Source organism: Stenotrophomonas acidaminiphila, assembly GCA_002951995.1.
GTDB lineage: Bacteria > Pseudomonadota > Gammaproteobacteria > Xanthomonadales > Xanthomonadaceae > Stenotrophomonas > Stenotrophomonas acidaminiphila_A.
The window spans coordinates 1,247,238-1,260,063 of sequence record CP019797.1 but is presented as its reverse complement, the minus strand read 5'-3'; the positions used below and the strand labels follow the sequence as shown (position 1 = coordinate 1,260,063).

Sequence of the window (12,826 nt, the reverse complement as noted above, 5' to 3'; positions counted from 1 at the left end):
CCGGCGCGGTCGCCCGCCGTCATGGCGGCCACCGGCACCTGCCACCACTGCGGCGAAGCACTGCCGGCCCAGCCCCACATGGCGACGCTGGGCGGCGGCACGCACGCGTTCTGCTGCCATGGCTGCGCCGCCGCCGCCGAGTGGATCGCCAGCGCCGACCTGGACGGGTACTACCGCCTGCGCAGCGCCAATGCCGCGCGCGTCGGCGAGGACCTGCCCGACCTTGCGGTCTGGGACCGCGCCGACGTGCAGGCCGAGCACAGCCGCCCGGTCGACGGCGGCCGCGAGATCACCCTGCTCACCGACGGCATGCGCTGCGCCGCCTGCGCGTGGCTGATCGATCGCGCGCTGGCGCGCGAGCCGGGCGTGATCGACTGCGGCGCCAACGCCGTCACCGGCCGCATCCGCATCGCCTGGGACCCGGCGCGCACCGCGCTGTCGGCGCCACTGCGGCGGCTGGCGATGCTCGGCTACCGCCCGTACCTGGCCGGCAGCGAGGCCGCCGAGCGGCAGCGCACCCGCGAACGCCGGCGCTGGCTGCTGCGGCTGGGCATCGCCGGCCTGGGCATGCTGCAGGCGATGATGCTGGCCGAGGCGCTGTACCTGGACTTCAACAGCACCATGCCGGTGCCGACCCGCGATTTCTTCCGCTGGCTGACGTTCCTGCTGTGCACGCCGGTGGTGTTCTATTCCGGCTGGCCGTTCCTGTCCGGGGCGATGCGCGAACTGCGCGAACGCCGCCTGGGCATGGATGTGCTGATCGCCAGCTCGACCCTGCTCGCCTACTTCGCCAGCCTGTTCGAGACCCTCCGCGGCGGGCCGCATGTGTGGTACGACGCGGCGGTGATGTTCGTGTTCCTGCTGCTGGCCGCGCGCATGCTGGAGCAACGCGCACGCGCGGTGGCCAGCGCCCAGGTCGATGCGCTGGCGCGCGCGCGCCCGGCGTTCGCCACCCGCGAGCGCGCCGACGGCCAGCGCGAGGCGGTACCACTGGCGGCACTGAGCGTCGGCGACGTGGCCTGCGTGGCCGCCGGCGAAGCGGTGCCGGCCGACGGCGTGCTGCTCGGCGGCGACGGCGACGAGGCCTGGTTCGAGGAAGCGCTGTTGACCGGCGAATCCGAACCGGTACGCAAGCAACCCGGCGAGCCGGTCTATGCCGGCACCGTCTGCCGCGAGCGTCCGGCGCGGCTGCGCGTCACCCTCACCGGCACCGCCACCCGCCTGTCGCAGCTGGCGCGGCTGGTCGAACAGGCGCAGGCGCACCGGCCGGCGCTGGCGCGGCTGGCCGACCGCATCGGCAGCCGCTTCGTGCTGGCGCTGCTGCCGGTGGCGCTGGTCGTGTTCGCCGGCTGGTGGCACTACCAGCCCGAACGCGCGCTGGAAGTCACCCTCGCCCTGCTCGTGATCAGCTGCCCCTGCGCGCTGTCGCTGTCGGTGCCGGCGGCGCTGGCCACCGCGCATGGCGCACTGGCGCGCATCGGCCTGCTGGCGGTACGCGCGGACGCGATGGATACGCTGGCACGCGCCACCGACATCGTGTTCGACAAGACCGGCACGCTCAGCGACGGCCGCCCGGTGCTGGCCGCCACCCAGGTGCTGGATGCGTCGCTGGATGCGGCCGCCGCGCTGGATATCGCCGCCGCGCTGGAGCGCGACAGCGGCCACCCGCTGGCCGCCGCCTTCACCCGCGGCAATGCCGCCGCGCTGCCCGCCACCCAGGTCCAGGCGGTTCCCGGGCGCGGCGTGCAGGGCATGGTCGATGGCCGCCACTGGCGCCTGGGCCGGGCCGATTTCGCCGCCGCGCAGCCGGACGACGGTGCGCTTTGGCTCGGCGACGGCCAGCGCGCCGCCGCCCGCTTCGTGCTGGAAGAACGCGCCCGCGACGACGCCGCGCAGGCGCTCGCCGCGCTGCGCGCGCAGGGCCTGCGCGTGCACCTGGCCAGCGGCGACGGCGAAGCGGCGGTGCGGCGCATGGCCGCGGCGCTGGGGCTGGACGATGCCCACGCGCGGCAGTCGCCGGAGGACAAGCTGGCGCTGGTGCGGCGCCTGCAGGCCGAAGGCCGGGTGGTGGCGATGGTCGGCGACGGCCTCAACGACGCGCCGGTGCTGGCGGGCGCCGACGTTTCCATCGCCATGGGCGAAGGCGCCTCGCTGGCGCACCGCGCCGCCGACCTGGTCACCACCGGCGGCGGCCTGCGTCGGATTCCGGCCGCGGTCACCCTGGCGCGTGCCACCCAGCGCATCATCCGCCAGAATCTGGCCTGGGCCACCGGCTACAACCTGCTGGCGCTGCCGCTGGCCGCGGCCGGCTGGGTCACGCCGTGGCTGGCGGCGCTGGGCATGGCGCTGTCGTCGCTGATCGTCACCCTCAACGCGCTGCGCCTGGCGCGGCTCAAGACCCCCACGGAGGCATCCTGATGGCCATCCTGCTGATGTTGATCCCGATCAGCCTGGTGCTGCTGGGCGCGGCCGTGGGCGCCTTTGTCTGGGCGGTCAAGCGCGGCCAGTTCGATGACCTCGACACCCCCGCGCTGGACATCCTGGAAGACAACGACCGCCCCGCGCCGCCCCCGGCCCAGGCGGGCGACGACCGCCGCGGCAGCGCGGAACCGGCCCGCGAAGACTGACCGTGTTGCCACTGGACATCCCGGTCCTGACCGCCGCGTTCGTCGCCGGGTTGCTCGGCGGGCTGCACTGCGCGGTGATGTGTGGCGGCATCGCCACCGGCTTCCCGGCGATGGCCCCGGGCCGTGCCCTGGGCGTGGCCTGGCAGGCCAATCTCGGCCGCGTCAGCGGCTACACCGTGGCCGGCGCGCTGGCCGGTGGACTGGGCGGCGGCATCCTGCGGCTGGCACGCAGCGACACCCTGGCGCTGGGCGTGCGCGTCGCCGCCGGCCTCGCCCTGGTGCTGCTGGCGCTGCGCCTGCTCGGCCGCGGCGGCCGCCTGGACCTGCTGGCCCGTCCCGGCCAGCAGCTGTGGCAATGGCTGCGGCCCCTGCACCGGCACCTGCTGCCGGCGGACCGCGCCTGGCGCCGCCTGGCGCTGGGTGCGCTGTGGGGCTGGATGCCGTGCGGCCTGAGCCTGAGCCTGCTGAGCGTGGCCTGGCTGCAGGCCAACGCACTGGGCGGCGCGCTGGTGATGGCGGTATTCGGCCTGGCCACCCTGCCGGTGATGGTGCCGCTGACCTGGTCCGGCGCGCGCATCGGCCGTGGGCTGCAACGCCCGGGCCTGCGCATGGCGCTGGCCGGTTTCATCCTCGCCGCCGGTCTGCTGACCATCGCCGCCCCATGGCTGATGCAGGTACCGGCCCTGCATGGCGTACTCAGCGCGCTGGGCTGCATGCCCCGGCATTGACGACTTGCCGGATGGCCCCACCGGCACCTGCGCGGAGATGCGGGCCTGCCCCGCATGGGGCTTTTTCCGTTGGGGCAACAGCGTGCGAGGCAAGCCTCGCACCTACCGCGCCAATGCTGCCGGTGGTCAGATGCTGTCGATGATCGGTGGTCGGGACCTTGTACGATCCGCGCACGGCGCAGGCGGGCGCCCACCTGCGTAGGTGCGGGGCTTGCCCCGCATGGGGCTTTTTCCGTTGTGGCAACAGCGTGCGAGGCAAACCTCGCACCTGCCGCGTCAATGCCGGCGGTGGTTGGATCCTCTCGATGATCGGTGGTCGGGACCTCGTACGATCCGCGCACGGCGCAGGCAGGCGCCCACCTGCGTAGGTGCGGGGCTTGCCCCGCATGGGCCTTTCCGTCGTGGCAACAGCGTGCGAGGCAAGCCGCGCACCTGCCGCGTCAATGCAGGCGGTGGTGACCGCGCTGATCAATCCCCTGCCGGACCGCCGGCCCTGGCCATGAACGCGGCAGCCGGCCCTTCAGCGCGACATGGCCGAACAGGCATACGGCATACAGTGCGCCGAGCAGGGACACCGGCAGCCAATAATCAAACGGGATGCGGCCGATGGCGACCTGATGCACCCGATACGCCATCGCCGCCATGCCCATCAGCGCCAGCGCGGCACAGAGCGAACGCAGCACGAGGCGCGAATCGACGATTTCCTGCGCGGTTTTCATGCACAGCCTCCGCTGCCCGGTGTCCTGCCGCGAGGATACACCGCTTCCGGACAGCCGCCGGCAACGCCGCTCAATGCCCGTGATCGTGGCCGTCGTGGTCGCCATCGGCGTGCGCGCCCTGCCGCGCGTGCACGGCGCAGGCATCGCCACAATGGTCGGCCTCCACCTGCAGGGTCACGTGGTCGATGCCGAAGCGCTCGTGCAGCATGGCCGCCAGGGTGCGCCGCAGCGTGTCCGCGTCCTGGCCGGTGGCCGCCGTCACCACGTGCGCGGTCAACGCCGGCGTGCTCGAGCCCAGCGCCCAGACATGCAGGTCGTGGATGTCGGTGACGCCGGCATGGCCGCGCAGCGCCTGCTCGACCTCGGCCAGCGCGATGCCCTTGGGCACGCCTTCGAGCAGCACGTTCAGCGCGTCGCGCAGCAGCACCCAGGTGCGCGGCAGCACCCACAGGCCGATCAGCACGGCGAGGATCGGGTCGACCAGGGTCCAGCCGGTGAAGCGGATGATCAGCGCGGCGATGATCACCGCCACCGAGCCGAGCATGTCGCTCCACACTTCCAGGTAGGCGCCCTTGACGTTCAGGCTCTCGCCGCTGCCGGCGCTGAGCAGGCGCATGGCGATCAGGTTGACCAGCAGGCCGAAGCCGGCCACCCACAGCATGCCGGTGGAGGCGATGGGCTGCGGCGCGCGGAAGCGGCCCACGGCCTCCCACAGGATGTACAGGCCGACCGCGAACAGCAGGCCGCCGTTGGCCAGCGCGCCCAGCGCTTCCAGCCGCGCGTAGCCATAGGTGCGACGCGCATCGGCCGGGCGCCGGCTGAGCCGCACCGCGGTCAGCGCGATCACCAGCGCCAGCGCGTCGGTGGCCATGTGCGCGGCATCGGACAACAGCGCCAGGCTGTTGGTCATGAACGCACCGACCACCTCCACCACCAGGTAGGACGAGGTCAGCGCCAGCGCCCACCACAGGGGCTTTTCGTGGCGTATCTCGCTGGGGACGTGGTTGTGGTCGTGGCTCATGGCGGGCTCCGTGCAGGACCCCGCCAGCTTAGTCAGCCCGGCGCGGCGGAGACTATTACATCGCCGCCGGCCGCCATGCCGCGGTGCCCGCGGGCGCCGCGATCAGCGCGGCCCCAGCACCGCCTGCAGGTCATCGCCCTGCGGCAGGCCCGAGCGCGTCTGCACGCTGCCGTCGGCGTCCTTGAACACGATGCCCGGCGTGCCCTGGAACCCGAGCTCCAGCATCGCCAGTTCGTTGTCGCGCAGCTTGGCCTCGATCGCGGCCGGCACCTTGGCCACGCCCTTGATCCCGCCGCGGGAAAAGTCGCGTTCGTTCTGCTGCAGCGCCTGCTCCGGCGACGCCGCGCCGAGGATCGCCGCGGCCTTGTTGGCGCTGTCCTCGCGGATCACGCCCACCAGGATCTGCCGGATCTGCACCTTGCCCGATTCCACCCACGGCCGCGCCGCTTCCCAGAAGCGGTTGCAGTACGGGCAGTTGGGGTCGCTGAAGGCGTACACGATGCGTGGCGCGTCGGCCTTGCCGTCGGCCACCCAGTGGCTGGCCTCGACCCGCTGCCACAGCTTGGCGCCCATCGGCCCGGACACCAGCGCCTTGAGCCTGGCGGCACCGACGTCTTCGCCCTTGGCATTGACCAAGGTGCCGACGATCGCATGCTGCCCGTCGCTGGACACGTACACCGCCAACGGCCGCTGCCCGGCGACGCCGGCGTAGCCGGTCAATCCCACCGGCGTATCGAACGTGCCCATGAACTCCACGCCCTGCCCGCGCAGGGTCTTGACCACCTCCGGCTCGGCGGCGGCGGGGGTGCCTGCCGGCGGGGATGCCGGTGGCGTGGCACCGCCGTCGCGGGCACAGGCAACCGGCGCCAGCAATGTGGCCGAGAGCAGGAACAGGAGCGGACGGGAACGGGTCATCGCATATCTCACGGAAGGAATCGGGAAGTCATTGCAGCTCGCGCAGGCGCGCCTCCAGCGTGGCCCGCGACAGTTCGCCCATGTGCGCGCGGCGCAGCCGGCCATCGGCGTCGAAGAACAGCGTGGTCGGCAGCGCGCGCGCGCCGGTCAGGCGCATCAGCTCCGACTCCGGATCCAGCAGGATGTTCCCCGGCGCCAGCATTTCGGCGCGCAGGTAGTCGGCCACCTCGCCGGCGTCCTCGCCCTGGTTGGCGAACACGAAGGCCACCTGCGGATGCTCCGCCTGCGCGCGCGCCAGGGTCGGCATCTCGCGCCGGCACGGGCCGCACCAGCTCGCCCACAGGTTGATCACCAGCGGTCTGCCGGCATGCGTGGACAGCGGCACCGCGGCGCCCTGCATGTCGGTGAGCACGATGTCGGGCAGGACGATGGTGGAGCGCTGCACCGCGAACAGCGCCATGCCGCCGACCAGCCAGAACACGGCGCCCGCGGCCAACCCGAGCAGCACCGGCCTGCGTGGCGCCTGGCGCCGGGTGCGCCACAGCGCGTACACCGCGGCCACGACCACGCCGGCCCACACCGAGTACCCGCCATCGCCCAGGCGGATGATCGACAGCGGCTGCGGCAGGTAGTCCGTGGCATGCCACAGCACATGCGCCACGCGCGCGCCCAGCACCCCGAGCAGGAACGCGTCGAGCACCACCGCGCCGGCGCGGCGGCGTCCGCCATCGGTGGCGCTGGCGACGCCACGCGCGAACAACCAGGCGATCAGGGCCGCGACCAGGCCCAGCACCGCCATCAGCGGAAACGGCCCGGCGCTGATCACGGACATGGCGCGCCTCCGAGCGGCGGGCAAAGCTGAACGGGGACGAGCCGGATCATGTGCAGCGGCTGCGGACGCGCCGGCGGAAAAACAGGGGCAAAAGCGCTGGACGACACGTTGGCATGGACCGTTGCGGATAAGCCCTCAAACAGTAGCCGCTACGGCCGATAATGTCTCTTCGCCCCCGACACGTCCCCCGCCATCGCCATGCCCAACACCGCTCCTGCCCGCGCCGACCACGACGACAACAGCCTTGCCGCGGACTGGCGCAGGAACCTGGTCGAGGCCGGCCCCGAAGCCACGCAGGTGCTGGCGGCGCTGGCGGAAACCGACGCGGCGGCGATGGCGGTGCATTTCTACCAGGTGATGATGGGCGACCCGCGCGCCTCGCGCCTGCTGTCGCACGAGCAGGTGCGCACGCGCCTGCAGCCGGCGATGCAACGCTGGGTGAACGGCCTGCTGCGCGCCACGCCGGACGACGTCGAGGGGCTGATCGCCGCGCAGCGGGTGATCGGCGACGTGCATGCCCGCGTCGGCATCCCGGTGGACCTGGTGACGCGCGGCACCCGCGTGCTCAAGCAGCGCCTGTTCCAGTCCATCGCCGCACTGGCCGGCCATGGCCAGGTCGCGCACGCGGCCGTGGCCAGCCTCACCGCCTCGTTCGACATCGCGCTGGAAGGCATGACCCTGGCTTATTCCAACGCGCGCGAACGCTCCTCGCGTACCGATGCCGCCTACCGCCTGTTCTCGCTGGTGCAGAACGTCGGCACCGAGCGCGAGCGCCAGCGCGCGCTGCTGCTGGACTGGGAAAACACCCTGCTCTACGCCCTGGCGAGCCAGTGCGACACCGCCGGCTTCCCGTCGCTGGCCGGCTCGGAGTTCGGGCTGTGGTTCACCCACAAGGGCGTGCCCAGCTTTGGCGAAAGCGCCGAAACCCGGCAGATCTGCGAACTCATCGGCGAGATCGACAACGCCCTGCAGCAGACCCTGCACGGCGAGAACGATGCGCGCGTGCGCGCCATCCAGCTGCAGGACATCCGCAGCCGCGTCAGCCAGGTCCGCAGCCTGCTGGGCATGCTGTTCGAACGCATCGGCGAACTCGACGCCGGCTGCGACACGCTGACCAACCTGCTCAACCGGCGCTTCCTGCCCACCGTGCTGCGCCGCGAAATCGAACTGGCGGCCAAATCGCAGAGCAGCTTCGCGGTGCTGCTGCTGGACCTGGACCACTTCAAGGCGATCAATGACGAACACGGCCACGAAGTGGGCGACCGCGCGCTGCAGCACGTGGCCACCATCCTCGGCCAGTTCACCCGCGGCAGCGACTACGTGTTCCGCTACGGCGGCGAGGAATTCGTGGTGGTGCTGGTGGCGGTGGACGAGCCGCAGGCGCTGGTGATCGCCAACAGCCTGTGCCGACGCGTGGCCGAGTCGCCGGTGGCGCTGGCCAACGGCGATGCGCTGGCGATCACCACCAGCATCGGCGTGGCCGTGCATGACGGCCACCCGGACTACGAGCGGGTCATGGCCCGTGCCGACGCGGCGATGTACCAGGCCAAGAAGCGCGGCCGCAACCGCGTGGTGCTGGCCGACGGCTCGCTGCCGGAAGCGCCGGGACGGATCGCCCTGCAGCGCGGCTGAGCGGACGCGGGCCAGCGCACCGGGCACGTGGCATGATCGGGCTGCCACCGCCACAGGAAAGCCCGATGCCGACTTGCCGCCCGTCGTTCCGCCGCATGCTCTTGGCCTGCTGGGTGCTGCTCGCCAGCGCCGCCGCGCTGGCCGCCCCGCCGCTGGCCGAGCCCGCGCATGTCGATGCCGACGGTCCCTACGTGTTCCGGGAAAACGGCCATCTGCGCGCCCGCTGGATCTGCAACGACGCGGTGCAGGAGCAGGTATGGGACGACGCGCAGGCGACGGTTGCGGCGCGCTGCGGCTATCCGCACCCGGTCGCGGTGGCGCCGCCGCTGCCGGTGGCCACGGCGGTACTGCCGCAGGCCGCGCGCATCGTCGCGGTGTCCGACATCCACGGCCAGTACGGCCTGCTGGTGAAACTGCTGCGCGCCCACGGCGTCATCGACGAACAGGACCGCTGGACCTTGGGCCGCGACACGCTGGTGATCGCCGGCGACGTGTTCGACCGCGGGCCGCAGGTCACCGACGTGTTCTGGCTGCTGTACGGCCTGCAGCAGCAGGCCACCGCGGCCGGCGGTGCGGTGCATTTCGTGCTCGGCAACCACGAGACCATGGTGCTGTACGACGACCTGCGCTACGTCAACCCCAAGTACCTGCGCAGCGCGCGGCTGCTCGGTCGCAGCTACCCGCAGCTGTACGGCGCCGATTCGGTGATCGGGCAGTGGCTGCGCACCCGCCCGGTGCTGCTGCGGGTCGGCGACACGCTGTTCCTGCACGGCGGCATCTCGCCCGAGGCGCTGCAGCTGGCCCTGGACCCGGCCGCCACCAATGCCGCCTACCAGGCATCGCTCGGGCGCCCCAAGGCGGAGGTCAAGGCCGATCCGGCCACCGCGCCGCTGTACGACGGCAAGACCAGCCCGATCTGGTACCGCGGCTACTTCGACGGCCGCCTGGATACCGCCGGCGTGCAGGCCCTGCTCGAGCGGCTGGGGCTGGAGCGCATCGTCGTCGGCCATACCTCGATGGCGCACGTGAGCACCTTCCACGGCGGCCGCGTCATCGCCATCGACAGCAGCATCAAGAACGGTGACAACGGCGAACTGCTGTTCATCGAAAACGGGAAGCTCAGCCGCGGCCTGCTTGACGGCACCCGGGCACCGCTGGCCGAGGGGACGCCCGACGCGGACGGCTGAGCCGCCGTACGGTGCCTCGCGCCGCCCTCGCCGCACCATGCGGCCGGCCGGCGCGCGCTGTACGCGCCGTCCTGCCGCGCCGGTCCCGCGCTTCGTCCATGAACGCGCGGTTGCCGCGTGACTGGCGTTCCAGAAACGACTGCCTCCCCCCAGGTTTCACACCCCCGTCATGAAACCCGCGCCAGCCTGACCAGGCGGGGCGTCGCCGGACATCGGGAATCGCCGGGGCGCCCGCCACGACCGACAGAAGCCGCGCACGGGCAAGCGCCCGGCGCGACGTGGTGTTTGCAGAGCTTGGGACAGGCGATGAAACCACGCGCACTTGCGATGCTGCCGTTGTTGCTGGCCCCGGGAACCGCGCTCGCGCAGGACTCGGTCAGCGCACTGCGGCAGGAAATCAGCCAGGCCCAGGCGCACCTGCAGGCCCTGACCGCGCGCCTGGACGCGCTGGAACGCCAGCAGGGCCACGCGCCGCCCGACACTCCCGCGGCAACCGGCGCGCAGGCCACGCCCCCCCGGCACCCGCACCGGCAGCGCCTGCCAGCGCACGGACCGCGGTGGCCGCGGCGCCCATCCTCCCGCCCCGCGATTCGGTCGCCGACCCGTCCACCGCGGCATCGCGCCCGGACAGCGCGGCCTCGCCCACCGACCCGGAACTCAAGGGCTTCTTCGCCATCCCCGGCACCCAGACCCGGATCCGCCTCGGTGGCTATGCCAAGCTCGACGCCATCGCCGACAACCATGCCGCCGGCGACAACGAGCAGTTCATTCCCTCGTCCATCCCGGTCGGCGGCCCGCACCGGGATGTCGCGCATTTCGGCATGCACGCCAAGCAGACCCGTTTCAGCTTCGAGGCGCGCCGGCCGACCACCCATGGCGCGCTGCGCTTCTACCTTGAGAACGACTTCTTCGGCAGCAGCGACGGCTACCAGTTCCGTCTGCGGCATGCCTACGGGCAGCTGGGCAACACCTACGCCGGTTACGGCTACGCCACGTTCATGGATGCCGATTCGCTGCCCGACACGCTGGATTTCGCCGGCCCCGGCGCCGCCGGCTACCTGCTGGTGGCCGGCATCCACCACAGTTTCGCACTGGGCAAGGGCAACACGCTGACCCTGGCCGCCGAGGACCCCGATTCGCAGCTGGCCGCTGCCGGCGATGCCGACATCAGCACCGAACGCCTGCCCGACATCAGCCTGGTGGCGCGCATGGAGCGCGAGTGGGGCCACCTGCAGTTGGGAGCGGTCGCGCGCAGCCTGGGCTACGACGGTGATGGACGCGACGACCGGACCTTCGGCGGCGGGCTGCAGCTCAGCGGCTCCTACGCCGTCGCCGAACGCGACCTGCTGCTGTTCGGGCTGGTCGGCGGCAAGGGCATCGCCCGCTATACCGCCGACCTCACCGGCTCGGGGCTGGATGCGGCGATCGATGCCGACGGCCGGCTCAGGGCGTTGCCGCTGCACGGCGGCTTCTTCGGCTACACCCACTACTGGTCGGACATGTGGCGCTCGAACCTGGTCTATGGCCGCCTGTACCTGGGCGATGCCGGGGCGCTGGCCGGCGACGCGTTCCGCCGCAGCCAGTACGCCGCATTGAACCTGATCTGGAGCCCGGCGCCGTCGTGGACGATGGGCATGGAAGTGCTCTACGGCCAGCAGCGGCTGCAGGACGGCCGCAGCGCCGACACCCTGCGCGTGCAGGGCAGCCTGCAGTACAGCTTCATCAAATAGCCCGCGCCCGCGCGGGCGCCAGCACCGTTTCCACTGGAGTCACACCGGCATACCCGTTGAAAGGAGAACCCCATGGCAGGCCAGAAGAAGATCGGCGTGGTTGGAGCAACCTTCCTGGTTGCCGGCAACATGATGGGCTCGGGCGTGTTCCTGCTGCCCTCCAGCCTGGCCAAGATCGGCACCGCCTCGATCTGGGGCTGGCTGATCACCACCGCCGGCGCGCTGCTGCTGGCGTTCGTGTTCGCCAAGCTCGGCAAGCTCGCGCCCAAGGCCGGCGGCCCCTACGCCTATGCGCGCGACTGGTTCGGCCCGTACATGGGCTTCCAGACCAACACCATCTACTGGTTCGCCAACTGGATCGGCAACGTGGCCATCCCGATCGCGGCGGTGGGCTACTTCAGCTATTTCTTCCCGATCCTGTCCGAGCCGCTGCCGCGCTGCATCGCGGTGCTGCTGCTGGTGTGGGCGCTGAGCCTGGCCAACGTCGTCGGCCCGGCCTTCGTCAGCCGCGTGCAGACGGTCACCACCAGCTTCGCGCTGGTGCCGATCCTGGGCATCGCGGTGTTCGGCTGGTTCTTCTTCGACCCGGCCATCTTCAGGGGCGCCTACAACGTCTCGGGCCAGTCCAACTTCGGCGCGGTGTCCAGCGCCGCGGCGCTGACCCTGTGGGCGTTCATCGGCGTGGAATCGGCCTCGGTGACCGCCGGCGTGGTCGAGAACCCGGAGAAGAATGTCGCCCGCGCCACCCTGGCCGGCGTGTTCCTGGCCGCCATCGCCTACATCGCCAGTTCCTCGGTGATCATGGGCATGGTGCCGAACGCGCAGCTGCAGGTCTCCGATGCGCCGTTCGCGCTGGCGGCGGCCAATGCGGTCGGCGGCTGGGGCGGCGCGCTGGTGAGCCTGTGCGCGTTCCTGGGCGCGGCCGGCTCGCTGGGCGGGTGGATCCTGCTGACCGCGCAGAGCGCCAAGGCGGCCTCGGACGACGGCCTGTTCCCCGGCGTGTTCAGCCGCACCAACCAGGATGACGTGCCGGTCAAGGGGGTGCTGATCGTCGCGGTGCTGATGACCGTGGCGGTGTTGATCACCTCCACCTCGAAGACCGCATCGGCACAGTTCGACGTCATCACCTCCGCCGCCGTGGTGCTGACCCTGCTGCCCTACATCTACTCCTGCGTGGCCTGCTACTTCGTGGTGGAGCGCTCGCACACGCTGGTGCACACCGGCGCGTTCTGGGTACTGACCAGCATCACCGTGGTCTATTGCCTGTGGGCGATCTTCGGCTCGTCCGGCGCGATCGTGCAGTACGCCTTCCTGTTCGTGCTGTTCATCACCGTCTTCTATCCGTTCTTCAGCGAAGAGCGTCGCAGGCAGCGGCTTGCCCGGCTCACCCCCGCCGGCGCCCCGCGTGCCGGGTCGAACTGAATCCCCCGCCCGG

The 12,826-nt window shown here is 71.7% G+C and carries 10 protein-coding genes and 1 pseudogene; 7 read left to right on the top strand and 4 right to left on the bottom strand.

All coding sequences use genetic code 11. The features are described 5' to 3' along the window. Positions 1-21 precede the first annotated feature (21 nt). From B1L07_05480 to B1L07_05470, 3 genes are read left to right on the top strand one after another with little or no spacing between them, the layout of a single operon-like run. Positions 22-2,418, top strand: coding sequence for an ATPase P (locus tag B1L07_05480; GenBank protein AUZ54645.1), 2,397 nt, complete (start codon positions 22-24; stop codon positions 2,416-2,418). Continuing rightward, positions 2,418-2,627, top strand: a complete 210-nt coding sequence (locus tag B1L07_05475; GenBank protein AUZ54644.1) for a cytochrome oxidase maturation protein, cbb3-type — start codon at positions 2,418-2,420, stop codon at positions 2,625-2,627. The genes B1L07_05480 and B1L07_05475 overlap by 1 nt, the downstream gene beginning before the upstream one ends. Positions 2,628-2,632: 5 nt before the next feature. Beyond that, a complete protein-coding gene (locus B1L07_05470) occupies positions 2,633-3,355 on the top strand; it encodes a hypothetical protein (protein AUZ56470.1) in 723 nt (240 codons plus the stop codon). Positions 3,356-3,795: 440 nt separating this feature from the next. Here the strand turns inward: B1L07_05470 and B1L07_05465 are convergent, their stop codons facing one another. From B1L07_05465 to B1L07_05450, 4 genes are all read right to left on the bottom strand, one after another. After that, positions 3,796-4,074 carry a hypothetical protein gene (locus tag B1L07_05465; protein AUZ54643.1) on the bottom strand — a complete coding sequence of 93 codons (279 nt, stop codon included), beginning with the start codon at positions 4,072-4,074 and terminating at the stop codon, positions 3,796-3,798. Between the two features lie 70 nt (positions 4,075-4,144). Continuing rightward, positions 4,145-5,095 carry a cation transporter gene (locus B1L07_05460; protein ID AUZ54642.1) on the bottom strand — a complete coding sequence of 317 codons (951 nt, stop codon included), beginning with the start codon at positions 5,093-5,095 and terminating at the stop codon, positions 4,145-4,147. Positions 5,096-5,197: 102 nt separating this feature from the next. Then, positions 5,198-6,010, bottom strand: coding sequence for a thiol:disulfide interchange protein DsbG (locus B1L07_05455; protein ID AUZ54641.1), 813 nt, complete (start codon positions 6,008-6,010; stop codon positions 5,198-5,200). Positions 6,011-6,038: 28 nt separating this feature from the next. Continuing rightward, a complete protein-coding gene (locus tag B1L07_05450; GenBank protein ID AUZ56469.1) occupies positions 6,039-6,836 on the bottom strand; it encodes a hypothetical protein in 798 nt (265 codons plus the stop codon). A 204-nt stretch (positions 6,837-7,040) separates the two neighbouring features. Here B1L07_05450 and B1L07_05445 point away from each other — a divergent pair, with 204 nt between their 5' ends. The 4 genes and pseudogenes from B1L07_05445 to B1L07_05430 all read left to right on the top strand — a co-directional run bounded on the left by B1L07_05445 (position 7,041) and on the right by B1L07_05430 (position 12,813). After that, positions 7,041-8,474 carry a diguanylate cyclase gene (locus B1L07_05445; protein ID AUZ54640.1) on the top strand — a complete coding sequence of 478 codons (1,434 nt, stop codon included), beginning with the start codon at positions 7,041-7,043 and terminating at the stop codon, positions 8,472-8,474. 65 nt (positions 8,475-8,539) lie between these two features. Beyond that, on the top strand, positions 8,540-9,661 hold the full coding sequence (locus tag B1L07_05440; GenBank protein ID AUZ54639.1) for a metallophosphoesterase: 1,122 nt from the start codon (positions 8,540-8,542) through the stop codon (positions 9,659-9,661). Positions 9,662-9,967: 306 nt separating this feature from the next. Beyond that, positions 9,968-11,391 (top strand): annotated as a pseudogene (locus B1L07_05435) (porin). A 72-nt stretch (positions 11,392-11,463) separates the two neighbouring features. Then, positions 11,464-12,813 (top strand): arginine:agmatine antiporter, encoded by a 1,350-nt coding sequence (locus tag B1L07_05430; GenBank protein AUZ54638.1) that lies wholly within the window; start codon positions 11,464-11,466, stop codon positions 12,811-12,813. Positions 12,814-12,826 lie beyond the last annotated feature (13 nt).